Raw genomic sequence first — 22015 nt, 5'->3', positions numbered from 1 at the left:
ATCCCCGCCCCGCCGGGAGCCGTGGCCGACGCGGCGACGGTGCCGTCCTGCGCCTGGCCACCGCCCTGCGCGGAGCCGTCGCCCTCCTGCCCGCCGGTCTCGCCGGACGAGCCGGGAACGACCTGCGGCGTGTCGGTGAACGTGGGCAGCTTGTCGTGCACGCCTTTGCTGACCGTCTCGTAGCGCTCCATCACGCGGACGGCTTCGTCCTTGGCCTTGGTGGCCTCCTGCTTGCTCGGCAGGTGGTCGTCGAGCAGCTGGTCGGCCATGATCGCGGCATCCGGCCCGCTGGCCTTCACGTCGTAGCCCTCGCGGAAATGGCGCTCGGCCGAGTAGTAGACCGGCTCCGGCATCGCGTTGCGCGCCTCGACTATCGCGCCCGTGTACGTGTCGAGCCCGTCGCCGACTTCGCGCATCGTCGAACTCGCGTCGGCCGCCCAGCTGGTGAGCTTCGAGGCCGACCCCGCGGCCTGCACCGCCGAGCCGCCCCGCCAGGACAGCAACAGCTTCTGCACCGTCTTGTGCACCTCGGCGGTGGCCGAATCCGCTTTCGAAGCCAGCTCGGCCCACCGGTGCGCGGCGCCGCCGAGCGCGCCGGGGTCGGCGTTGTAGACCATATCGTAGAGCTGCTTGTGGTCGTACGCCTGCCAGTTGATCTTGCCGAAGGAGGCGTCGCGCTTGTTGGCCGTGCGGATCTTGTCCCGGCGGCGGATCAGCCTGCGTTGCTTGGCCGTGGCCGGATGGTCCTGCGAGTAGTACCGGTGCTTGCGATGCGGGTTGTACTTCAGTTCCGCCATCCGCGGTTCACGCCTCCCCATCGTCGTGCAGGCCCGCGAGCGTGGCCTGGATGTCGGCCTCGTTCTCCGCGTGGCCCGCGCCCGCGTTCCGGATCGCCTGGCGCAGCGCGTCCAGCTCGTCGAGGTAGTCACGCAGCGTGGCCTGCACCCCGGTGTCGGCCGAACCGCGCATGCCGAACGCCTTGCGCAGGTGGGCGGCCACCGGGCTGTTCCCGTCGCGCAGCGGGCTCTCCAGCTCCTTGGCCTGGGTGAGCAGCTCGTTCAGCTCGTCGTAGCGGCGGCCCAGTTCGGCGTCCGCGGCCGTGATCTCGGCCGGGTCCAGCTCGATCCGGCCGTCGTCCTCGCCGACCAGCTCCGCGCTGCCGGCGCCGGTCGGCTTCGCGACGTCACCGGCTTCCCGCACCTGCGAGCTGTGCTGTTGGTGCTGTTTCTCCTGACGCAGCAGCTTCTGGGCGTCCGCCTTGTCCCTGAGCCGGTGCTCGTCCATCGAGTAGCCCCCTCGCCGCAGATCACCGGTGACCAGCACGTCCGGCCAGTATGGCAAAACGCGCCGCCCGGATGGTGCCGTTTCCCCGGAAAAGTCCCGCCCCGGTTTTTCGCCCACTCCGACGAGCGCGGGGTACCGGCGGTTCCCCGGAGACCGGGTTTCACCGGGACGGCGGTCGCGACCGGCCTTTGTGGACGGTCACGCGGGGCGCGGCGGGGTGGCGTCCCAGCCGAGCTGCTCCGACACCGCCCTGGCGGCCCGCGCCGTCGCGCGGCCCGCGTCGGTCAGCCGGTGCCGGATGCGGGCCGCGGGAGCGGAGATGTTGAGCGCCGCCACCACGCGTCCGCGGAAGTCGCGGACCGGGGCCGACACCCCCGCCAGGCCCGGCTCGAACTCCTCGTCCACTGCGGCGAATCCCGCGCGCCGCGCCTCCTGGATCTTCGCCCACAGCGCGGGCAGCTCGTCGGCGTCGGACGGAAACCGGACGTACAGCTCGTCGGGCGTGCTGTCCGAGAGCAGCACCCGGCCCGCCGACGTGCGCTGAGCGGACACGCCGCGCCCTTCCCAGCCGTGGACGCGGAACGAATGCCCGGACACCGAGAGGATCGTCAGCACTCCCTGCTCGCGCAGCACGCAGAGGTGGCTGGTCTCTTCGAGATCGGCGGACAGCTGGTGCATCACCGGCTCGGCTGCGCGCACCAGCCTGTCCTCCATCGTCCGCGCGGCCAGCGAAAACAGCCGCCAGCCGAGCCGGTAGCGGAGCGTGTCGGGGTCCCGTTCGACGAGGCCCTCCTCGGCGAGTGACCGCAGGGCACGGGAAACCTGGCTCTTCTCCCGCCCGGCGAGCCGCGCGATGCGAACCACGCCGAGGCCACCCGCCTGCTGGGCCTCCGGCGACGCGAGGGCATCCAGCAGGGCCAGATCGCGCCGCAGGCCGTGTGCCCCTGTCATCTCCGAAGCCTAACGCGGTTGCCCGGAGCGCAACTCCGGTTGCGATTCCTTGCCGCCGCACCCGCCGCCTTCTTACGGTCGGAGCACGATGAAGATCGACGAAATCACCCTCGACCACCTGCGCCTCGAGCTGGACCCGCCGCTGCGCGCGGCCTGGGATCCGCGCCCGCGCGGGCATTTCGACGCGACCGTGGTCCGCGTGCGCACCGACGAAGGGATCACCGGGACCGGCTCCGGCGACACCATGACCGGGTTCGCCGGGATCGAGGAGCTGTTCCTCGGCCAGGACCCGCTCGACATCGCCCGGCACGTCCGCGCGATCGAGACCGCGAACTTCCACGGCGGGCGGTTCTGGCCGCTGGAGGCCGCGCTGTGGGACATCTTCGGGCAGGTCGCGGGCCTGCCGGTGGCCGCCCTGTTCGGCAACGCCGCCCGCGCGGTGCCCGCCTACGCCTCGACGGCGGAACTGAAGCCGCCGGCCGAACGGGTCGAGACGGCCTGGCAGGCGCGGGAAGCCGGGTTCGGCGCGATGAAGATCCGCATCGACCGGGCCCGGATCGACGAGGGCGTCGGCACGGTCGCCGCGGTCCGGGAGGCGCTCGGGCCGGAGTTCACGATCATGGTGGACCTCAACCAGTCCTGGCGGATGGCGGGCGACACCGCGGACGCGACCGACCTGGCCGCCACTCGCCGTCTCGTGCGCAGGCTGGCCGAGCTGGACGTGTTCTGGGTCGAGGAGCCGTTGCCGTACGAGGACTCCGCGGGCTTCCAGACGCTGCGGGCGGACAACCCCGGGCTCAGGATCGCGGCGGGGGAGATGCAGCATTCGGTGCCGGAGTTGCTGCGCTGCCTGGAAAACGACGTGTTCGACGTGTACCAGATGGACGTGGTGCTCTCGGTCGGCATGCACCGCGCCCGCACGCTGGCGGAGCTGGCCCGGCTGCGGCATCGCGCGTTCACCCCGCACAGCTGGACGAACGGCATCGGCGTGCTGGCCAACCTGCACGTGGCGGCCGGGGTCGGCGCGGGCCCGTTCTTCGAGTACCCATACGACCCGCCGGGCTGGACGCCACAGCGCCGCGACTTCATGCTCGCGGAACCGGTCGTGGTCAACGCGGCCGGGGAGATCGAGGTGCCGCGGCGCCCGGGCCTCGGCATCGCCCTCGACGCGGAGGCGATGCGCCGCCTGCGGATCTGAGCGGGGGAGGTGGGATGCCGGACGTGGGGCGGTGGCCAGCCGTGCGGCTCGCGGCGGGCGTGGTGGCCAGCTGTGTGGCTCGCGGCGGGCGTGGTGGCCAGCTGTGTGGCTCGCGCGGGACCGGATGCCGGACGTGAGGAGACAACCATGCGGCTCACCGTGGAGCTGAGCGGGCGGACCGAGTTCGGCCCGGGGGTGGTGGCCGAGCTGCCCTCCTTCGTGGCTTCGCTGGGCCATTCCCGCGCCTTCGTCGTCACCGACCGCGGGTTGCGGGCGACCGGGATCGTCGGGCGCGCCGGGCGCATCCTCGCCGGGATCGAGCACGCCGTGTTCGACGACATCGGCCCCAACCCACCCACCACCGAACTCGACCGCGGCGCGGCCGCCTTGCGCGCCTTCGGTTCCTGCGCGGTGATCGCGCTCGGCGGCGGTTCGGCACTCGACGCCGCCAAGGGGATTTCCCTGCTCGCCGGAAACCCGGGCGCGCGAGCGGCGGACGCGGACTCACTGTGGGACGCGTCCGCCGGGCTCCCGATCATCGCCGTCCCGACCACGGCGGGCACCGGCGCCGAGACGAACGGGTTCGGGGTGGCCGAGGACGTCCGCGCGCGCCGGAAGGTCTACATAGGACACTCCTCGGTGCGGCCGCGGATCGCCGTGCTGGACCCGGAACTGACCCTGGGCCTGCCCGCCGGGACCACCGCGGCGAGCGGGCTGGACGCGCTGGTGCACGGCATCGAGTCCCTCTCGTCCCGTGGCGCCAACGCGATGTCCGCCGCCTACGCCACCCAGGCCGTCACGATGATCGGCGCCGCGCTGCCCGAGGTCCATCGCGACGGCGGGGACCTGGACGCGCGCGGCCGGATGCTGCTCGGCGCGCATCTTGCCGGGCACGCGCTGACGCTGTCGGGGCTCGGCCTCGTCCACGGGATCGGGCACGCGCTGACCGCGCACGCCGGGATCCCGCACGGCGTCGCGCTCGCCGCCGTGCTGGCCGAGGTGATGACGTTCAACGCCGGGGCTTCGGCCGCTGCCTACGAATCCGTGGCGAGGTCACTGCGCGTCGCGCCGCGCCCGGAGGCCGCGATCGACACCGTGCGGGGGATCACCGAATCGCTGGGCATCAAGGCGCGCCTGCGCGATTTGGGCGTCGAGGCCGCGCAGCTGCGGTCCATCGCGGCCGGTGCACTCGCCGACGCCGTCACCAGGAACACCCCGAGGCTGCCGAGCGAGGCGGAAACGCTGGAGCTGCTGGAATCCGTCTACTGAGGCAGGTCCAGGTGCTCCCGCAGCGTCGTGCCCTCGTAGGCGGTGCGGTACACGCCGCGGTCCTGGAGCTCGGGCACCAGCTTGTCCACGATGTCGTCCAAAGAGGACGGAACGAGGTGCGGGCTGATGTTGAACCCGTCCACGGCCCGGGTCCGCACGTAATGGGCCCATTCGTCCGCGATCTGCGCCGGGGTGCCGGTGAAGACCCGTTCGCGCGGCTGGACTTCCAGCACCAGCTCGTGGATCGACAGCTGCTTCTCCTCGGCCAGTTCCCGCCATTGCCGGATCCGGTCGAGCTTGCCCGTGCGGTGCTCGATGGAGATGGTGCCGCGCGAGGGATCGAGCTCCCCGTCCACCGGCTCGACGTCGGGCAGCGGCCCGTGCGGGTCGTAGGCCGACAGGTCCTGCCCCCAGTACTGTTCGAGGAAGGCCACCGCGCGCTGCGGCGTGATCTGCTCGCGCCGCACCCACTCGGCGCGCTCCTGTGCCTCGGTGGCCGTGTCGCCCAGGATCACGGACGCGCCCGGCAGGATTCGCACGTCGTCGGGCTTCCGGCCGTACGTGGCCAGCCGGGCGCGCAGATCCTGGGCGTAGGCAAGGGCTTTGCCGTACTCGGTGTTGGCGGAGAACACGACGTCGGCGTGCCGGGCGGCGAGGTCACGGCCGCCGGGGGAGTCACCGGCCTGGAACAGCACCGGCCTGCCCTGCGGGCTGCGGGGGAGGGTGGGCGTCACACTCAGGTCGACGAGATCCGTGTGGCGCTCGACTCCCCGGATCGACCCGGCGCGCGCCCAGGCGGGAGCGTCCTCGGCGGTGGCGATCGCGTTGTCGTCCCAGGAGTCCCAGATCGCCTTCGCGGCTTCGACGAACTGGGTGGCGCGCTCGTAGCGGCGGTCGTGCGGGAGCCAGCCGCCACGGCGGAAGTTCTCGCCGGTCCAGGCATTGTCGGTGGTCACGATGTTCCAGCCGGCCCGGCCGTTCGACAGGATGTCCAGAGTGGACAGACGCCGGGCGAGGTCGGCCGGGAAGTTGTAGGTGGCGTTCTGCGTGGCGACGAGCCCGATGTGCTCGGTCGCCCCGGCCAGCACGGCCAGCTGGGTGATCGCGTCCGGCCGCCCGGCGACGTCGAGCGAGTGGATCCGGCCGCGGTTTTCCCGCACCCGTAAGCCTTCGCCGAGGAAGAAGGCGTCGAACAGGCCGCGCTCGAGCGTGCGCGCGGCGGCCACGTAGGTCTCGATCTCGGTGTGCTCGGCGTTCGACGGATCGGCCCACAGGTAGTGCGGGCCGACGCCGGTGTAGAAGACGCCGAGGTGGATCCGGGCGTGCTCGTCAGACGGCTCGGGCATGGACGCCCCTTCTCGTGGTGGCGAACCGGTTGGCGGGACGGGGAAAGCCGAGTGTTTCGCGCAGCGTTTCGCGCGGGGCGGTGATCGGGATCGCGGGCAGCACCCAGTCGTTGAGCAGCGGCAGGTCGACCGAGAGCGCGGCCGGGTGCAGGCGGACGCCGTCGACCACTTCGCCGAGCCGGTTCAGCAGCTGGGCGAGTTCGTGGGCGGATCCGGTGTGGCGCAAGCGGTTCACCGGCCACGGGGCCGCCTGGTCGAGCCTCGCGAGACGTTCGGTGGCGGACTCGGCGGCGTCGAGCACCACGTCGAGTTCGGCGAACACCAGTGGCTCGCCCGTTTTCCTGGCGGCGAGCGCCCGTTTCGTGATGTCCGCCGGTGTTTCGCCTTCCACCAGCACGACGTCGGCGCCCACGTCGAGGGTGTCCGGAGCGAGGACGACGGGCTGTCCCTGCGGTGGGCGCGGGGTGATCAGCGGGCCCTTCACCGAGAACGTGCCGCCCTGGAAGTCCACGTGGTGCACCTTGTCCGGGTCGAGGTAGCGGCCGGTGGTCACGTCCTTGATGACGGCGTCGTCCTCCCACGAATCCCACAGCTGCCGCACCAGTTCGACCACTTCGGCGGCTTCGCCGTCCGGCGCCGTCGTGGCGCCGACTGTCGCGAGCGCGGCCCCGCGCTCGGCGCCGACCAGCCAGGCGGCCCGGCCGTGGCTGGCGTGGTCGAGGCTCGCGAGCTGGGCGGCGACGTGGAACGGCTCGGTCGTGGTGGTGTGGATCGTCGGCGCGAGGCCGATTTGCTCGGTGAGCGTGCTGACGTACGCCGCGCGGCCACCCGCCTCCAGCCTGCCCGCGATGTCGTTGCCCGCGCTGGGCGGAAGCGGTGAATCAGCGAAGGTGACGAACGTGAAGCCGCCGGCTTCGGCCGCGCGCACCACGTCGCGCAGGTGCGCCGGGTTGAGTACGACGGCCGGCGGCTTCCCGGAAAACCGCCAGGCGGCCGGATGCGCGCCGGCCCCGTCCACTTCGAGCGCGAGAAACATACCTGTCCGCCCCAATCCCCGTCCTGCCCGACTCCGTTCGACGGTAACGAGTTCCGCGCCTTCCTTCGGCGGTGTTCACACTGTGGGAGCGAGAGGGGGGCGGTGCCGTGTTTGCCCCTCCCGCGCGCGTGTTGGCCCTCCACGCCGGCGTGTTGGCCGTTCGCCCGGGTGTGTTGGCCGTTGGCGAAGGGCGGGCCGGGCCGGAGGCCGGGGCGCGCGGGCGGGAGTCGCCAACTCGCGTACGGGGGTGGCCAACATGTGCGCAGGGGCAGCCAATTCGTGCACGGGAAGGGCCGACTCGCGCGCTGTAGCGGCTAAACACGCGCGCGGGAGGGGCGACACACGCGCAGCGGCGGCCAACATGTGCGCGGGTGTGGCCAACTCGCGTACCGGGGCGGCGAACCCGTGTGTACAGGGGTGGCCAACATGTGCGCAGGGGCAGCCAATTCGTGCACGGGAAGGGCCAACTCGCGCCCAGCGGCGGCCAACTCGCGCGCGGGGGTGGCCAGCTCGCGCCCAGCGGCGGCCAACTCGCGCGCGGCGGCGGCCAACTCCTGCGCAGCGGCGGCCAACTCGCGTACGGGGGCGGCCAATTCGTGTACCGGGGCGGCCAACATAAGTGGGTGGGAACGGACTCTATCAACTGATAGAAACGGCTGATAGAGTCGGCGGCATGGCCCTCGGAACCTCGGCGAGACAGGACCTTTCCGCGCTGGCGGCCGTGCTCACCGGCGATTTCGCCGATACCGCACCGGTCACCGAGGTCTTCACCGGCGACACCCCCGCGTTTTTCCCCACAGCGAGCGAAAAACACGTCGAGCTCGCCTTCGAACGCGCCCGCGCGGCGCAGCGGGAATGGACCGCCTGGCCGGTCCGGCGGCGGCTCGCGGTGTTCAAGCGCTTCCACCGCCTCGTCCTGGAGAACCACGAGACGATCGCGGAGCTGATCCAGCTGGAGACCGGCAAAGCGCGGCGCACCGCCTTCGAGGAGATCTGCGACATCCCGATGGTGACGAGCCATTACCTCAAGCGGGCGCCCCGGCTCCTGCGGCCGGTCCGGCACCCCGGCGCCGTCCCGGGCGCGAGCACGTCCGTGGAGCTGCGGAAACCCCGTGGCGTCGTCGGGGTGATCGCGCCGTGGAACTTCCCCTTCGCGATCGGGTTCTGCGACGCGATCCCGGCGCTCATGGCGGGCAACGGCATCGTGCTCAAGCCGGACGACCGCACCCCGCTGAGCCCCGCCTACGGACTCCAGTTGCTGCGCCGGGCCGGATTGCCCGACGGGCTCGTGCAAATCGTGTGGGGAAACGGGAAAGTCACCGGACCGGCCGTCGTGGACCGCGCGGATTTCGTGATGTTCACCGGATCCGTGCCCACCGGCCGGGCCGTCGCCGCGCGGGCGGGGGAGCGGCTCGTCGAATGCTGTCTCGAACTGGGCGGCAAGAACCCGATGATCGTCCTGGACGACGCCGACCTCGGCAGCGCGCTCGACAACGCGGTCTCCGGCGTCTTCGCCAACACCGGTCAGCTCTGCCTGCACATCGAACGCATTTTCGTGCACCGCTCGAACTACGAGAAGTTCCGCGACGCCTTCGTCGGGCGAGTGTCCCGACTGGACGTCGGCCCCGGCTACGGTTACGACCGCGACGTCGGCGCGCTCGCGAACCCGGACCAGCTGGCCCGGGTGACCCGGCACGTCGAACAAGCGCGTGAAGCGGGCGCGCGAGTGCTCACCGGCGGGCGAGCCCTGCCGGAGCTCGGCCCCACCTTCTACGCCCCGACGGTCCTGGAAAACGTCGACCCCACACGGGAAACCGAGGAAACCTTCGGCCCGGTCGTCTCACTGACACCGTTCGACACCGTGGACGAGGCGGTCGCCGGCGCCAACGCGACCGACTACGGGCTGAGCGCGAGCGTCTGGGGCCAGAACCTGTCCCGCGCCCGCGCGGTGGCCGCCCGGCTGGAAGCGGGACACGTCAACGTGAACGACTGCGCCGTGCTCGCCTACGCCGGGAAGGACGCGCCCTCGGGCGGGCTGAAGGCGTCGGGAATGGGCGTGCGCAACGGAGACCAGGGCCTGCTGAAGTTCACCGAGGCGACCAACGTCGCCACGCTCAAACGCCAGGTGCTCAACGCGCCGGTGGGAAAGCCGTACGCCGGGCACGTCACGCGCACCGTCCGGATGCTGGCCATGATGCGCCGGTTCCGGCTCCGCTGAAGCCGAAGCCGAAGCCGAAGCCGAAGCCGAAGCAGGAGCCGGAACCGCGGCGCGTCAGCCGACCGCGCGGTCGCCGGTCCAGTACTGCTTCCGCAGCGCCTTCTTGTCCACCTTGCCGAGCCCGGTCAGCGGCAGCGCGTCCACCGCCAGCACCTGCTTCGGCGACTGCACGGAACCCTTGCGGTCCTTGACCATCCGCTGGATCTCCGCGATCACGTCGTCGGTCAGCTCGTGGCCCTCGCGCGGCACGACCACGGCCGTCACCGCCTCGCCCCACTTCGGGTCGGGGGTGCCGATCACGCCGACCTGCGCGACGGCGGGGTGCTCGGCGACGACGTCCTCGACCTCGCGAGGGAACACGTTGAACCCGCCGGTGACGATCATGTCCTTGGTGCGGTCGACGATGTACCAGAACCCGTCCTCGTCCGCGCGCGCCACGTCGCCGGTGCGCAGCCAGCCGTTGCGGAAGGTCTCCGCGGTCGGCTCCGGCAGGTTCCAGTAACCGCCGGCGAGCAGCGGGCCGCTGACGCAGATCTCGCCCGGCTCGCCCGTGGGCACCGGGCTGTCGTCATCGTCGAGCAGCGCCGCGCGGATGAACGCCGAGGGGCGCCCGCACGAGGTGAGCCGGGTGTCGCCGCCCTCGACGTGGTCCTTTTTGGACAGATAGGTGATCGCCATCGGGGCCTCGGACTGGCCGTAGTACTGGGCGAAGATCGGCCCGAACCGGTCGATCGCCTCGCGCAGCCGCACCGGGTTGATCGCCGACGCGCCGTAGTACACCGTCTCCAGGCTGGACAGGTCGCGGGTGCGCGAGTCAGGGTGGTCCATCAGCGCGTAGAGCATCGAGGGCACCAGCATGGTGGCGGTGATCCGCTGCTCCTCGATCGTGCGCAGCACCTCGGCCGGGTCGAACTTCGCGGTGACGTACAGGGTGCCGCCCTTGATGATCGTCGGCACGAAGAACGCCGCCCCGGCGTGCGAAAGCGGGGTGCACAACAGGAAGCGCGGATGCTCGGGCCACTCCCATTCGGCGAGCTGGATCTGCGCCATCGTGTTCATCTGGCCCGCGGTGCCGATCACGCCCTTGGGCTTGCCGGTGGTGCCGCCGGTGTAGGTGATCGACACGATGTGGTCCGGCGGGAGGATCTTCGCCGTGAGCTCCCGCGGCTCGAACGTCGCGGCGGTGGCGACGAGATCGTGCGCGGCCACCCGGCTGTTCGCGAGCTTTTCGGGCACCGGGCCGATCGTGAGCACCTTTTCCAGCCCGGGGCACAGGTCGATCAGCGCCAGCGCGCGGTCGACGAAACCGAGATCGGCCACCAGCGTGGTGATCCCGGCGTCGTTGATCACGTAGGCGTGGTCCTCGGCGCTGCCCAGCGGGTGCAGGCTCGTGCGCCGGTAGCCCTGCGTCTGCCCGGCGCCGAGGATGTACAGCACCTCGGGCCGGTTCAGCGCGAGCAGCGCCCCGGCAGAGCCGGTGCCGGCGCCGAGGTGCTCGAAGGCCTGGACGTACTGGCTGATCCTGGCGGTCATTTCACCGCCGGTCAGCGAGACGTCGCCGAGGTGGAGCACGGGCCGGTCGCGGTGCCGGTTCAGTCCGGTGACCATCAGATGGCCGTTGTGCACGCCGAGCCGCAGCGTCTCGGGGCCCGGCTTCACACCGTCGGTCGGGGGCAGGGAACGTTCGTCGGTCGCAGCCACGCCCGCCATAGTAGAACCTGTTCTACATCGGGGCAACGGCGCGGGCCGATCCGGCGCGCTCGTGTCCGCCCTCCCTTGACAACTGGTTGTGTACTGGCGATTCTATCGCGTGATAGAAATCGGAGGTGGGCACCCATGCCGTCATCCGGCGCCGCGGTAGGTGATACCGGTTCTACGAACCAGAGCCTGGCCGCGCCCTACAGCATCGAATTCCCGTTCCACCGCACCGCCGGCCCCAAGGTCGGCACCTTCCTCGGCGGGCTGCGCGAGGCGCGGCTGTTCGGGGTCCGCGCCGTGGACGGCTCGGTGCTGTGCCCGGTGCTGGAGTTCGACCCGGACACCGCGGCCGAAACGGGCGAACTCGTGCCGCTGGAACCGCGGGGCACGGTGCGCGCCTGGACCTTCGCGCGCGGCTCCGTTTGGGCGTTGATCAACATCGACGGCACGGGCAATGCGCTGTTCCACACCGTCGACGCCGAAGAAAGCGCGATGCACGCCGGGATGCGGGTGCGGGTGCGCTGGCGCGCCGAACGCGTCGGCGCGATCACCGACATCGAATGCTTCGAACCCGAGGAGGCGTGATGACGCTCCCGGAACCGGTCGAGACCATCGAGGCGCCGCTCAAGATGGAGTACACCTACGTCGCGGGCGTCGGGCGCTCGGTGTATCTGCACGGCATGGCGCGCAAGGCTTTCCTGGCGCGGCGCTGCCCGCGTTGCCGGATGGTGTACTTCCCCGCGCCCGAGCAGTGCGCGCGCTGCCTCGCGCCGCTGGACGAGCCGTTCGAGCTGCCCGGCACCGGTGAGATCGACACGTTCTGCGTCGTGAACTTCCCCTTCCCCGGCCAGCTCTACAAACCGCCCTACGTCGTCGCGCACATCAACCTGCACGGCACCGGCACGCGCCTGATGCACCGGATCATGGAGATCGACCCCGCCGACGTCGCGCTGGGCCAGGAGGTCGAGCCGGTCTGGGTGGCCGACGACGCGCTCGAACCGTCGCTCGCGAGCGTCCGTTACTTCCGCCCGCGCGATCCGGCGCTGCGGGTTCCCCTGCCCGAGGAGGACAGTGCCGATGCGTGAGATCGCGGTCGTTTCCTTCGCCCAGTCCCGGTGCCTGGCCGCGAACCGCCGTGACGACATGGCGGACATCCTCGCCCCGGTGATCGCCGAGGCGGTGGCGGGCGCGGGCCTGGAACGCGGGGACGTCGACTTCTTCTGTTCGGGCAGCCACGACTTCTACGAGGGCCGCACGTTCTCCTACATCGAATCGCTCGACACCGTCGGCGCGTGGCCGCCGATCTCGGAGTCGCACGTGGAGATGGACGCGGCGTGGGCGTTCCACGAGGCATGGACCTGGCTGCAGGTGGGCCACGGCGACGTGGCGCTGGTCTACGGCATCGGGCGCGGCTCGCTCGCCGCCGACCTCGACCAGGTCATGCCCGCGATGCTGGATCCCTACTACCTGACCCCGCTCAGCCCGCCGAGGCACGCGCTCGCCGGCCTGCAGGCGCGGGCGCTGCTCGACGAAGGACTCGTCAGCGAGGAGGCGATGGCCGCCACCGTCGCGCGCAGTTTGGCCGCGGCACAAGGAAACCAGTACGCCCAGCGTTCCGGCCGGCACGCGGCCGGTGACCTGCTCACGGCGCCTTACGTCGCGTCGCCCTTGCGGGAGCTGGACATCTCGCCGGTCGGCGACGCCGCGGCCGTGGTCGTGCTCGCCGCCGGCGACCGGGCCCGGGAACTGACCGACCGTCCGGTGTGGGTCCGGGCGGTGGACCACCGGATGGACACGCATTACCCGGGCTCGCGGGACCTGACCCGCGCCGGGGCCACGAAACTCGCGGCGGAGCGCGCCTCGGGGATGGCCGGGTTCGGGACCGCGGACGTCGACGTGGCCGAGCTGCACACCGAGTACAGCTACGTGGAACCCTTGCTGGCCAAGACTTTCGGCTTCGGGGCCTCGACGGCGCTGAACCCGTCGGGCGGGCCACTGGCGGGCAACCCCACGACCGCGACCGGGCTGATCCGGATCGGCGAGGCCGCGGCCCGTATCCGCGACGGCGGCCGCGCGCTCGCGCACGCGACCTCGGGCCCGGCGTTGCAGCAGAACCTGGTGTGTCTGATGGAGGCCGCATGAGCGAACGAGTGGCTGTGGTCGGTGTCGGCCAGGGCAAACAGGCGAAGCAGCGGAAGGTGACGATCGCCGGGCTGGTGCGGGAGGCGGTCGCCGAAGCGATGGCGGACGCGCAGCTCGGCTTCGACGGCATCGACGCGATCGTGCTGTCCAAGACGCCCGATCTCTTCGACGGCGTGATGCAGCCCGAGCTGTACCTCGCCGACGCCATCGGCGCCCGGAACCTGCCGGTGACGCGGGTGTTCACCGGCGGCAGCGTGGGCGGGCACGCCGCGATCTACGGCGCGCATCTGGTGGAAAGCGGCCTGGCGAAACGGGTTCTGGTCGTCGCGTACAGCAAGGAGTCGGAGGGGAACTTCACCTGGGCGCTGTCGCGGCCGCTGCCCTTCAACGTCTCGCTCGGCGCCGGGGCGGGCGGGCATTTCGCGCCGGTGATCCGCGACTACATCCGCCGTTCCGGCGCGCCCGAGCACATCGGCTGGCAGGTCGCGGTCAACCACCGGCTCAACGCGCTGCGCAACCCGTACGCGCATCTGCACATGCCGGACATCTCGGTGGAGAAGGTGCGCGCGTCGCCGATGCTATGGGATCCCGTGCGGTTCCTGGAATCCTGCCCGACCTCCGACGGCTCCGCGGCGATCGTGGTGACCGGAGAGGAAGAGGCGCGCCGGATTTCCGCCGCGACCGGCAGGCCCCCGGCGTGGATCCACGGCTCCGCCTGGCGCACCGAGACCGGGCATTTCGCGGGCCGCGACGAGGTGAACCCGCGGGCCGGCGCGGACTGCGCGGCCGAGGCGTATGCGCAGGCCGGGATCACGGACCCGGTGCGGGAGCTCGACGCGGCCGAGTTGTACGTGCCGTTCAGCTGGTACGAGCCGATCTGGCTGGAGAACATCGGGCTCGCCGAGACCGGCCATGGCTGGCGGATGACCGACGAGGGCCGCACGTCCGCGGACGGCGATTTCCCGGTCAACGCCTCCGGCGGGGTGCTGTCCGGGAACCCGACCGGCGCGACCGGTCTCGTGCGGTTTCTCGAAGCGGCGCAACAGGTTCGCGGGCTCGCCGGGGAGCATCAGGTGGACGGGGCGCGGCGGGTCGTCGGGCACGCGATGGGCGGCGCGTCGCAGTTCCACGCGATGTGGATCGTCGGGACGGAGCGGCCATGAGTGACCTGGAGTTCGAACGCGACGGGCACGTCGCGGTGCTGACGATGAACCGGCCGCAGCGGCGTAACGCGCTGTCGCTGGAGATGGTCGGGCAGTTCGCGCAGGCGTGGGACGAGATCGACGGCGACGACCGGATCCGCGTCGCCGTGCTGACCGGCGCGGGGGAGTACTACTGCTCGGGCGGGGACCTGTCCGAGGGCTGGATGATGCGCGACGGCTCGCGGGTCGACGTGGGCAAGGGGCTCCTGCTGGAGCACACGCTCGCGAAGCCGCTGATCGCCGCGGTCAACGGGCCGTGTCTCGGCGGTGGCTGCGAAATGCTGCAGCAGACCGACATCCGGATCGCCGAGCGGCGCGCGACGTTCGGGCTGCCCGAGGCGAAGGTCGGCCTCATCGCCGGCGCCGGTTCGACCGTGCGGCTCAAACGCCAGATCCCTTACACCAAGGCGATGGAGATGATCCTCACCGGCGATCCGCTGAGCGCGCGGGAGGCCTACGACTTCGGGCTCGTCGGGCACGTGGTCGAAAACGGGGAAAGTCTCGACAGGGCAAGGAAGATCGCCGAACGCGTCGCCGCGAACGGGCCGCTCGCGGTCCGCGCCGCGAAGGCCGCGGTGATCGCCAGCGGCTGGCTCGACGAGGAGACGGCCCGCCGGATCGAACGGCGGCTGGTCACCCCGGTGGTGGCCTCCGCCGACGCGAAAGAAGGCGTGGCCGCCTTCAAGGAAAAGCGCAAGCCTCGGTTCGAAGGGCGTTGACATGACCGGCAAAACCCCGTACGTGCTCGGTGTGGGCATGACGAAGTTCAGCCGCATCGAGAGTCTGGAGTGGACATACCCGGAGATGGCCGGGGAGGCGATCCGGGCCGCGCTGGGCGATGCCGGGATCTCCTACGCCGACGTCGAACGCGCCGCGGTCGGCTACGTGTTCCAGCCTTCGGCGGCCGGGCAGCGCGTGCTCTACGACGTCGGCCTGACCGGGATCCCGGTGGTGAACGTGAACAACAACTGCGCCACCGGGTCCACCGCGCTGAACCTCGCGCAGGAGTGGGTGGCGGCGGGGCTGGCCGAGGTGGTGCTGGCCGTCGGGTTCGAGCAGATGACCCGGCAGGCGATGGCGGGTTCGGGCGAGCCGCCGGTGATCACGACGATCGACCACCACCTGAAAGCCATGCCGGAGCGGGGAAAACAGGGGCAGGCGCCGCTCACGACACGGTTCTTCGGGCTGGCCGCCGAGGAGCACATGAGCCGCTACGGCACGACGGCCGAGCAGCTCGCCGGGGTCGGGGTGAAGAACCACGAGCACTCGACGCGGAACCCGTACGCCCAGTTCCAGAACCCTTACACGCTCGAACAGGTCCTCGGGGACAAACCGGTTTTCGGCCCGCTGACGAGGTCCCAGTGCTCGCCGATGTCGGACGGCGCCGCGGCCGCGGTGGTCGCGAGCCCGGACTTCGTGCGCGCCCACGGGCTCGAGGCGCGGGCGGTCAAGTTGCTGGGGCAGTCGATCGTCACCGATGGCGAGAGCGCTTTCTCCGGCGGCTCGATGATCGACGTCGTCGGCGGGCCGATGACCGAGGTCGCGGGGCAACGCGCGCTGCGGCAGGCGGGTGCGGGGATCGGCGACATCGACGTGATCGAGCTGCACGACTGCTTCTCGGTCAACGAACTCATCACCTGCGAAGCGCTCGGCCTGTGCGCGCCGGGGGAGAGCGGCGCGCTGATCGACGACGGTGCCACCACCTACGGCGGGAAGTGGGTGGTGAACCCGTCCGGCGGCCTGATCTCGAAAGGACACCCGCTCGGCGCGACGGGGCTGGCGCAGTGCGCGGAACTGACGTGGCAGCTGCGCGGCGAGGCGGGCGAGCGTCAGGTGGCGGGCGCGCAACTGGCACTGGCGCACAACCTGGGCCTGGGCGGCGCGTGCGTCGTCACGGTCTACGGCGCGCCGTGATTACATGGGAACCATGGCGACTCCGGATACCGACGGGCTGCTCGTAGTCACCGCCGGCGAGCTGGAGCTGCCCACCCGCCGGCGGTTGCTGCTGGCCGCGGAACGCCTGTTCGCCGAGCGGGGCATCGACGCCGTGTCGCTGCGCGCGATCATGGCCGGGGCGGGCACGAACATCGCTTCGGTGCACTACCACTTCGGCTCGAAGGAGTCGCTCGTCAAGGCCCTGATCGCCGAACGTGGCGACGAGGTGTTCGCGCGGCGCGCCGTGCTGCTGGACGAGCTGGAGCGGCCCGGCGCCCTGACCGCGGAGGGCCTGGCGCGGGCGTTCGTCCTGCCGGTGGCGGAGATGGCGCTGTCGAGCGGGGCGAGCTGGGTGCGGTTCATCAGCGGGATCATGGCCACCGGGCATCCCGCGCTGTCCACTGTGTTCGACGGGTTCGTGCAGCAGGCCCGGCGCTTCACCGAACTGACCGCGGAACTGCACCCGGACTGGAGTCCGGGGAAGGCGCGCTTCCGGCTGGCGCAGGCCATGCGCGTCACGTTCACCGTGCTCGGCGACCTCGAAGGCGTCGCGCACCTTCAGGAACTGAGCGCGGGGGCGCTGTCCCGCGAGGAGATCGTGGCGGAGCTGGAGGATTTGGTGACCACGGTGCTCAGCGACCCCGTGCCCCGTTAGGCGGTTGTCCCGCCCGGTCCCCGCTGGAACATTCTTCCGGATGGGGATGCGGAGGAGCCGATGAGCGAAACCGACCTGTCGCGGCGCCGGGGCGAGTACGGGTTCGACGGCGATTTCCGCCTGGTACCACCGTTTTGGCAGGCCGTCGCCGTCGCCGCGGTGTTCGCCGTGATGGCGGGGTTCACGGTTTTCGACGTCGTCACCGGCCGGGCCGTGCCCGCCGTCGTGGGCGGCGTGATCGTGCTGTGGCTCGCGCTGACGGCGGTGTCGTTCTCCTACACCACGCGCACGGGGAAGTTCCAGGTGTGGGCGCGCGTGCTCGCCGAGTCGGGACTGCGCGGGGACGAGGACCTGCTCGACCTCGGCTGCGGCCGTGGCGCGGTGCTGCTCGCGGCGGCCGAGCTGCTGACCGAGGGGCGTGCGGTCGGCATCGACCTGTGGCGGCCGGACCAGACGGGCAACGCGCCGGAGGCCACGCGCCGCAACGCCGAGCTGGAAGGCGTCGCAGCGCGGGTTTCCCTGCACAGCGGCGACATCACGCGCCTGCCCTTCGAGGACGCGAGTTACGACGTCGTCGTCAGCAGTTTCGTGCTGCACCACATCCCCGGCGCCGCCGGGCGCGCCCGCGCGATCGACGAGGCCGTGCGCGTACTGCGCCCCGGTGGCCGCATCCTTCTCGCCGATCTCGGGCACACCCGGGCGTACGCCGCGCGGCTGCGGGCCCTCGGCCTGACCGGGGTGACCCGCCGCAACCTCGGCTGGCGCGTGTGGTGGGGCGGGCCGTGGTTCCCGAGCCACCTGATCACGGCCACGAAGGCGGTTTAGGGCTGTCGTGTCACGGAAAGCGCCACCTCCCGATGCGCGTCGTGCTCGGCGAGGCGGGCTACGAGGGACGCGCGGACGTCGCGGTAGGTGTCCGTGCCCAGCGGGAGCCGCAGCGGGACCTCACCGGAATCCACGAGGTCGATCATCGCCCCGGCGATCTTCGCCGGGTCGTTGGCGAGCGGGAAATCGCCGGTCGCCAGGGCCCGCCGCACCTCGCCGGCCGGGGTGTCCTCGTATTCCGGCATCGCCGGCGCCGTGTCGAGCGAGCTGCCGAACCCGGTCGGCGTCGCCCCCGGCTCGACGATGGTCATGCCAAGGCCGAACGGCGCGATCTCACTGGCGACGGTCTCGCAATAGCCCTCGACGCCCCATTTCGAGGCGTGGTAGTAGCCGAAGTTCGGGTAGGTGGTCTGGCCCCCGGCGGTCGAAACCTGGAGGAACCGCCCGTGCCCCTGGGCGCGCAGCCACGGCAGCGCGGCGCGGACGACGTGGATCGAGCCGAGCAGGTTGGTGTCGATGACCCGCCGGATCTGCTCGTCGGCCGCTTCCTCGACCGAGGCGAACACGCCGTGGCCCGCGTTGTTCACGATCACGTCGATCGTGCCGAACGCCGCGAAAGCCTCGTCCACGACATGGCGCACCCGCGCGCCGTCGGTCACGTCGAGCTGCTCCACCCACAGGCTTTCGCCGTACTGGGCGCGGAGGTCCTTGAGCGCCCCGGGCCGCCGCAGGGTCGCGGCGACCCGGTCGCCGCGAGCGAGCAGGCGCTCGGTGAGCAGGCGCCCGAAACCGGAGGAGGTGCCGGTGATGAACCAGGTGGTGGTCACTGTCTTCCCTTCGTCGAAGCCGGTTCCGACGCTAGGAGTTCGAGTCGTCTCGAAGTCAACCTCGCTAGACTCGCGGAGGTGACAGCCGCCGGCGAAACCACCCTGAGCATCGGCGAGGTCAGCGCGGAGACCGGGCTGACCACGCACACCCTGCGGTTCTATGAGCAAGAGGGCCTGTTCCCGGTGCCCGTCCGCCGGAACGCGGCGGGCAGGCGCGTGTTCACGCGGGACGAGGTGCAGTGGCTGAAGGTGTGCCAGAAGCTCCGGTCCACGGGCATGCCGCTGCCGGAGATCCGCCGGTACGCGCAGCTGGTCCTGGCCGGTGCCGGGACGGTGCCCGAGCGGTTCGAGATCCTGCGCCGTCACGAGGACAAGGTGCGGGAGCGGATCGACGAGCTGCAGGACGCCCTGGAGGTCATCCACGGCAAGGTCGAGCTCTACGCCCGCCGCCTCGACGCGGGCACCGCCGACAACCTCTGGCGCGACGGCCCGGAGTGCGACAGCTGAATCACCACGGCACGACGGTGCCGTCCCAGGAGAAGAAGCCGCCGGTCGGGCCGTCGTCGGGCAGCAGGGCCAGGTGGACGGCGCCGCGTGCGGCTTCGGCCGGGTCTCCGGCCTGGGCCATCCGCGCGGCGGACTCCGGGTTCCACGCGGTCAGTTCCGTCGCGCGGGCGCCGGGCGCGAGGGCGTTCACCTTGACTCCCTTGTCCGCCAAGGTTTGCGCGTACAACACGGTCAGTGAGTTCACCGCCGCCTTCGAAGCCCGGTAGCCCGCCGCGCCGTCGGGGCTGACGACGAACCGGCCCTCCGGGTTCGCGCTCCACTCCAGCGACGCGGTCCCGCTGGAGACGTTGACGATGCGCGGATGCGGCGAACGCAGCAGCGCGGGCAGGAAGGCGTTCGTGACGGCGGCGAGCCCGAACACGTTGGTTTCGAACATCCGCCGGAGGTCCTCCGGCGCGGTTTCGGGGGCCGGCGCCAGCGAAATGTTGATGCCCGCGTTGTTGACCAGGACGTCCAGGCTTTCCACGGCCGACGCCGCCTCGGCGATCCCGGCCGGGTCGGTCACGTCGAGGACGAGCAGGCGGGCGTTGCCCCCGATCTCCTTCGCGGCGAGTTCCCCGCGTTCCCGGTCCCGCGATCCGACGAGGACGGTGAAGCCTTCCGCGGCGAGCTGGGCGGCGATGTGCCGGCCGATTCCCTTGTTGGCGCCGGTGACCAGCGCTGTGCGATCGTGCATGGGGGATACGGTCGTCCCGCGAAGGCCGCCGTTCCAGGGACAACCGATACCAGGCAGGGAGGAATCTTGGCACGTGAGGAACTGGCGCGTTTCCTCCGGGAGCGCCGCGCGGGGCTGCGGCCGCACGATCTCGGCCTGCCCGCCCGCGTCTCCCGGACACCGGGCCTGCGCCGCGAAGAGGTCGCGGACGTGGCGCACATGTCGGTCGACTACTACACCCGGCTCGAACAGGCCCGCGGGCCACGGCCGTCGCCCCGGGTGCTCGACGGCCTGGTGCGGGCCTTGCGCCTGAACCAGGCCGAGCGCAGCCACCTGTTCCGCCTCGCGGGCACGCCGGTGCCGCCCGGTGCGCAGGCCCGGCGGCGGGTGCGCCCGCACGTCGTGGACATGCTGCACCGGATGCCGGAAACCGCCGCGATCGTCACCGATGCCGCTTATGGCGTGGTGGCGTGGAATCCGCTGGCGGAACGCCTCCTCGGCGACGGCCTCGGCCCGGACGCGAACCTGGCCCGCCGCCGGTTCCTCGGCGGGCCGGGCGTGCCGGAGAGTTCCAGCGCGGAGGAGTTCGGGCACATCGCCGTGGCGCGGCTGCGCCGGGCCGCGGACCGCTACCCGCGTGACCCGGCGCTGGCCGCGTTGCTGAGGGAACTCAACGGGAGCGAGGAGTTCCGGCAGATCTGGGAAACCCGGCCCGTTCATGCGCCCGGGCACCGCACCAAGACCCTCGAGCACCCGGTGGGCAGGCTGCGGCTGAACTGCGACGTGCTGCTCGTCCCCGAGGACGACCAGGAGGTCGTGATGATCACCGCCGACCCCGGTTCGCCCTCCGCGCGGGCGCTCGCGGCGCTGGCGAAAACCTAGGCTATTTCCCGAAGTTGTTCAGGAAGCCGGTCATGGCCGGTCCCTTCGTCGTGATGTCCGGTCGCGAAGGGCGAACGGGAAGCTCAGGCGCCGATCCAGGCGAGCGCGGCGACCGTCATCGCGGTGACGCCGGTGTCCAGCGTCGGCTGGATGACGGGCGCGAAGGCGGGGTTGTGGTTGACCGGGATGTCTTGCGCCACAGTGCCTTTGCACTCGGCCTCGGCGTAGGCGGCCGGATCGGTGCCGCCGAATCCCCAGTAGGTGAACGGCACGCCGAACGCCTTCGGGATCTCGCTCATGTCCTCACTGGCCGTCTGCAGGTCGATGGTGTGCGCCTCACCGAACTGCTGCGCGAAGGCCGCCGAAACGCGGTGGGTGGGTTCCTCGTCGTTGATCGTGGGCGGGAAGGCGGCGATCTTCTCGATCACCGGCGGCTTCGGCGACCTCGACGCGGCGCACTCCGCCCGCACGATGCGCTCGATCGCGTCCAGGACGTGGGCGCGGGTGGCGTCGTCGTAGGTGCGCACGTTGAGCTGGATGACGGCGTTGTCCGGGATGATGTTCGGCCCCGTGCCCGCGCGGATGCTGCCGACGGTGAGCACGGCGGGCGTGGTGGCCGCCAGCTCGCGGGAGACGACGGTCTGCAGGCGCACCACGATCATCGCGGCCATCACCACCGGGTCGATCGCCGCCTCGGGTTTCGAACCGTGCGCGCCGCGGCCGTGGACCGTCACGCGCAGGCTGTCCGCGGCGGACAGGAACGATCCGGCGCGGGTGCCCACATATCCGGCGGGGTAGGGGAGGACGTGCTGCGCCAGCACGACATCCGGCTTGGGGGCCTTCACCGTCAGGCCGTCGGCGACCATCGCGTCCGCGCCGTCGCCGTTCTCCTCGGACGGCTGGAACAGGGCCACGAACGTACCCCGCCAGGAGTCCCGCGCCCGCGCGAGGAGCCGCGCGCACCCGACGAGTGCCGTCACGTGCATGTCGTGCCCGCAGGCGTGCATCACGGGCGTGTCCCCGTCGGTGACCGTGGACGCGTATGGCAGGCCGGTCTGCTCCTCGACCGGCAGGGCGTCCATATCCGCGCGGGCCATCACCACGGGGCCTTCGCCGTTGGCCAGAACGCCGACGACGCCCGTGCCGCCGATGCCTTCGGTGACCTCGTACCCGTACTCGCGCAGGGCCTGCGCGGCCTTGCCCGCCGTGCGGTGCTCGCGCAAGCCGAGTTCCGGGTGGCGGTGCAGATCCCGGTACAACGACTCCAGGTCTTCGCGGACGGCGCCGAGGCCGGCCAGCACGGTGTGGACGGACATGCCCCGACC

At 71.4% G+C, this 22015-nt stretch carries 22 protein-coding genes; 13 read left to right on the top strand and 9 right to left on the bottom strand.

All coding sequences use genetic code 11. The features are described 5' to 3' along the window. From FPZ12_RS28020 to FPZ12_RS28010, 3 genes are all read right to left on the bottom strand, one after another. The coding region (locus tag FPZ12_RS28020; protein ID WP_243770066.1) for a WXG100 family type VII secretion target at nucleotides 1-797 on the bottom strand (797 nt) is incomplete at its 3' end. Nucleotides 798-804: 7 nt separating this feature from the next. Further along, nucleotides 805-1323, bottom strand: a complete 519-nt coding sequence (locus FPZ12_RS28015) for a hypothetical protein (RefSeq protein ID WP_243770065.1) — start codon at nucleotides 1321-1323, stop codon at nucleotides 805-807. 159 nt (nucleotides 1324-1482) lie between these two features. Then, entirely contained in the window at nucleotides 1483-2235 is a 753-nt protein-coding gene (locus FPZ12_RS28010) for an IclR family transcriptional regulator (protein WP_144762546.1), read from the bottom strand. 88 nt (nucleotides 2236-2323) lie between these two features. Between FPZ12_RS28010 and FPZ12_RS28005 the strand changes: the two genes are divergently transcribed. Next, nucleotides 2324-3433: a mandelate racemase/muconate lactonizing enzyme family protein gene (locus FPZ12_RS28005; RefSeq protein ID WP_144762544.1), complete on the top strand. Its 1110-nt coding sequence runs from the start codon at nucleotides 2324-2326 to the stop codon at nucleotides 3431-3433. 147 nt (nucleotides 3434-3580) lie between these two features. After that, complete coding sequence (locus FPZ12_RS28000) at nucleotides 3581-4702, top strand: iron-containing alcohol dehydrogenase family protein (protein ID WP_150980529.1); 1122 nt, start codon at nucleotides 3581-3583, stop codon at nucleotides 4700-4702. On the opposite strand, the gene FPZ12_RS27995 is transcribed toward FPZ12_RS28000, so the two are convergent. Together FPZ12_RS27995 and FPZ12_RS27990 are read right to left on the bottom strand one after the other, a co-directional pair. Next, on the bottom strand, nucleotides 4696-6048 hold the full coding sequence (locus tag FPZ12_RS27995; protein ID WP_144748707.1) for an NtaA/DmoA family FMN-dependent monooxygenase: 1353 nt from the start codon (nucleotides 6046-6048) through the stop codon (nucleotides 4696-4698). The two genes, FPZ12_RS28000 and FPZ12_RS27995, sit on opposite strands and share 7 nt — an antisense overlap. Beyond that, entirely contained in the window at nucleotides 6032-7084 is a 1053-nt protein-coding gene (locus FPZ12_RS27990) for an LLM class flavin-dependent oxidoreductase (RefSeq protein WP_144748708.1), read from the bottom strand. Before FPZ12_RS27990 ends, FPZ12_RS27995 begins: the two co-directional genes overlap by 17 nt. A gap of 673 nt (nucleotides 7085-7757) precedes the next feature. Here FPZ12_RS27990 and FPZ12_RS27980 point away from each other — a divergent pair. Beyond that, a complete protein-coding gene (locus tag FPZ12_RS27980) occupies nucleotides 7758-9302 on the top strand; it encodes a succinic semialdehyde dehydrogenase (RefSeq protein WP_144748709.1) in 1545 nt (514 codons plus the stop codon). Between the two features lie 54 nt (nucleotides 9303-9356). Here the strand turns inward: FPZ12_RS27980 and fadD8 are convergent, their stop codons facing one another. After that, nucleotides 9357-11003 carry a fatty-acid--CoA ligase FadD8 gene (gene fadD8 / locus FPZ12_RS27975; protein WP_243770064.1) on the bottom strand — a complete coding sequence of 549 codons (1647 nt, stop codon included), beginning with the start codon at nucleotides 11001-11003 and terminating at the stop codon, nucleotides 9357-9359. A 135-nt stretch (nucleotides 11004-11138) separates the two neighbouring features. On the opposite strand from fadD8, the gene FPZ12_RS27970 reads away from it, so the two are divergent. Genes FPZ12_RS27970 through FPZ12_RS27935 form a run of 8 tightly spaced genes read left to right on the top strand, consistent with a single transcriptional unit; the run spans nucleotide 11139 to nucleotide 17759 of the window. Further along, a complete protein-coding gene (locus FPZ12_RS27970) occupies nucleotides 11139-11585 on the top strand; it encodes a PhlB family protein (RefSeq protein WP_144748711.1) in 447 nt (148 codons plus the stop codon). Further along, complete coding sequence (locus tag FPZ12_RS27965; RefSeq protein WP_144748712.1) at nucleotides 11585-12085, top strand: Zn-ribbon domain-containing OB-fold protein; 501 nt, start codon at nucleotides 11585-11587, stop codon at nucleotides 12083-12085. The genes FPZ12_RS27970 and FPZ12_RS27965 overlap by 1 nt, the downstream gene beginning before the upstream one ends. Further along, nucleotides 12078-13142, top strand: a complete 1065-nt coding sequence (locus FPZ12_RS27960) for a lipid-transfer protein (RefSeq protein WP_144748713.1) — start codon at nucleotides 12078-12080, stop codon at nucleotides 13140-13142. The genes FPZ12_RS27965 and FPZ12_RS27960 overlap by 8 nt, the downstream gene beginning before the upstream one ends. Further along, nucleotides 13139-14305 carry a thiolase domain-containing protein gene (locus FPZ12_RS27955; RefSeq protein ID WP_144748714.1) on the top strand — a complete coding sequence of 389 codons (1167 nt, stop codon included), beginning with the start codon at nucleotides 13139-13141 and terminating at the stop codon, nucleotides 14303-14305. The genes FPZ12_RS27960 and FPZ12_RS27955 overlap by 4 nt, the downstream gene beginning before the upstream one ends. After that, nucleotides 14302-15063: an enoyl-CoA hydratase-related protein gene (locus FPZ12_RS27950; protein ID WP_144748715.1), complete on the top strand. Its 762-nt coding sequence runs from the start codon at nucleotides 14302-14304 to the stop codon at nucleotides 15061-15063. Before FPZ12_RS27955 ends, FPZ12_RS27950 begins: the two co-directional genes overlap by 4 nt. Before the next feature lies 1 nt (nucleotide 15064). Continuing rightward, the gene (locus FPZ12_RS27945; RefSeq protein WP_144748716.1) at nucleotides 15065-16258 is read left to right on the top strand and encodes a thiolase C-terminal domain-containing protein; all 1194 of its coding nucleotides are present in this window, start codon (nucleotides 15065-15067) and stop codon (nucleotides 16256-16258) included. 13 nt (nucleotides 16259-16271) lie between these two features. Continuing rightward, complete coding sequence (locus FPZ12_RS27940; protein ID WP_144748717.1) at nucleotides 16272-16934, top strand: TetR/AcrR family transcriptional regulator; 663 nt, start codon at nucleotides 16272-16274, stop codon at nucleotides 16932-16934. 60 nt (nucleotides 16935-16994) lie between these two features. Further along, the gene (locus tag FPZ12_RS27935; protein WP_144748718.1) at nucleotides 16995-17759 is read left to right on the top strand and encodes a class I SAM-dependent methyltransferase; all 765 of its coding nucleotides are present in this window, start codon (nucleotides 16995-16997) and stop codon (nucleotides 17757-17759) included. Here the strand turns inward: FPZ12_RS27935 and FPZ12_RS27930 are convergent. Further along, nucleotides 17756-18586 carry an SDR family oxidoreductase gene (locus FPZ12_RS27930; RefSeq protein WP_144748719.1) on the bottom strand — a complete coding sequence of 277 codons (831 nt, stop codon included), beginning with the start codon at nucleotides 18584-18586 and terminating at the stop codon, nucleotides 17756-17758. The two genes, FPZ12_RS27935 and FPZ12_RS27930, sit on opposite strands and share 4 nt — an antisense overlap. Nucleotides 18587-18664: 78 nt before the next feature. Between FPZ12_RS27930 and FPZ12_RS27925 the strand changes: the two genes are divergently transcribed. Beyond that, nucleotides 18665-19093, top strand: a complete 429-nt coding sequence (locus FPZ12_RS27925; protein WP_208026037.1) for a MerR family transcriptional regulator — start codon at nucleotides 18665-18667, stop codon at nucleotides 19091-19093. Between the two features lies 1 nt (nucleotide 19094). Here FPZ12_RS27925 and FPZ12_RS27920 read toward each other — a convergent pair whose 3' ends face one another. Beyond that, nucleotides 19095-19829: an SDR family oxidoreductase gene (locus tag FPZ12_RS27920; RefSeq protein WP_144748720.1), complete on the bottom strand. Its 735-nt coding sequence runs from the start codon at nucleotides 19827-19829 to the stop codon at nucleotides 19095-19097. 66 nt (nucleotides 19830-19895) lie between these two features. Between FPZ12_RS27920 and FPZ12_RS27915 the strand changes: the two genes are divergently transcribed. Beyond that, complete coding sequence (locus tag FPZ12_RS27915; RefSeq protein WP_144748721.1) at nucleotides 19896-20690, top strand: helix-turn-helix transcriptional regulator; 795 nt, start codon at nucleotides 19896-19898, stop codon at nucleotides 20688-20690. Nucleotides 20691-20773: 83 nt separating this feature from the next. On the opposite strand, the gene FPZ12_RS27910 is transcribed toward FPZ12_RS27915, so the two are convergent. After that, nucleotides 20774-22006 (bottom strand): amidohydrolase, encoded by a 1233-nt coding sequence (locus tag FPZ12_RS27910; RefSeq protein ID WP_144748722.1) that lies wholly within the window; start codon nucleotides 22004-22006, stop codon nucleotides 20774-20776. Between the last annotated feature and the right edge of the window lie 9 nt (nucleotides 22007-22015).

Origin of the sequence: Amycolatopsis acidicola (genome assembly GCF_007713735.2) — a bacterium.
In the GTDB taxonomy this organism is placed as follows: domain Bacteria; phylum Actinomycetota; class Actinomycetes; order Mycobacteriales; family Pseudonocardiaceae; genus Amycolatopsis_E; species Amycolatopsis_E acidicola.
The sequence above is the reverse complement of the archived record's forward strand: the minus strand, read 5'-3'. Positions and strand labels throughout refer to the sequence as shown.

Bases quoted from the DNA above. Each gene is read 5' to 3' on its own strand.
- FPZ12_RS27935 (WP_144748718.1), top strand. From the start codon at position 16,995: ATGAGCGAAACCGACCTGTCGCGGCGCCGGGGCGAGTACGGGTTCGAC.
- FPZ12_RS28005 (WP_144762544.1), top strand. From the start codon at position 2,324: ATGAAGATCGACGAAATCACCCTCGACCACCTGCGCCTCGAGCTGGAC.
- FPZ12_RS27955 (WP_144748714.1), top strand. From the start codon at position 13,139: ATGAGCGAACGAGTGGCTGTGGTCGGTGTCGGCCAGGGCAAACAGGCG.
- FPZ12_RS27950 (WP_144748715.1), top strand. From the start codon at position 14,302: ATGAGTGACCTGGAGTTCGAACGCGACGGGCACGTCGCGGTGCTGACG.
- FPZ12_RS27980 (WP_144748709.1), top strand. From the start codon at position 7,758: ATGGCCCTCGGAACCTCGGCGAGACAGGACCTTTCCGCGCTGGCGGCC.
- FPZ12_RS27965 (WP_144748712.1), top strand. From the start codon at position 11,585: ATGACGCTCCCGGAACCGGTCGAGACCATCGAGGCGCCGCTCAAGATG.
- FPZ12_RS27910 (WP_144748722.1), bottom strand. From the start codon at position 22,006: ATGTCCGTCCACACCGTGCTGGCCGGCCTCGGCGCCGTCCGCGAAGAC.
- FPZ12_RS27945 (WP_144748716.1), top strand. From the start codon at position 15,065: ATGACCGGCAAAACCCCGTACGTGCTCGGTGTGGGCATGACGAAGTTC.
- FPZ12_RS27995 (WP_144748707.1), bottom strand. From the start codon at position 6,048: ATGCCCGAGCCGTCTGACGAGCACGCCCGGATCCACCTCGGCGTCTTC.
- FPZ12_RS27920 (WP_144748720.1), bottom strand. From the start codon at position 19,829: ATGCACGATCGCACAGCGCTGGTCACCGGCGCCAACAAGGGAATCGGC.
- FPZ12_RS28010 (WP_144762546.1), bottom strand. From the start codon at position 2,235: ATGACAGGGGCACACGGCCTGCGGCGCGATCTGGCCCTGCTGGATGCC.
- FPZ12_RS27970 (WP_144748711.1), top strand. From the start codon at position 11,139: ATGCCGTCATCCGGCGCCGCGGTAGGTGATACCGGTTCTACGAACCAG.
- FPZ12_RS27960 (WP_144748713.1), top strand. From the start codon at position 12,078: ATGCGTGAGATCGCGGTCGTTTCCTTCGCCCAGTCCCGGTGCCTGGCC.
- FPZ12_RS27940 (WP_144748717.1), top strand. From the start codon at position 16,272: ATGGCGACTCCGGATACCGACGGGCTGCTCGTAGTCACCGCCGGCGAG.
- FPZ12_RS27990 (WP_144748708.1), bottom strand. From the start codon at position 7,084: ATGTTTCTCGCGCTCGAAGTGGACGGGGCCGGCGCGCATCCGGCCGCC.
- FPZ12_RS28000 (WP_150980529.1), top strand. From the start codon at position 3,581: ATGCGGCTCACCGTGGAGCTGAGCGGGCGGACCGAGTTCGGCCCGGGG.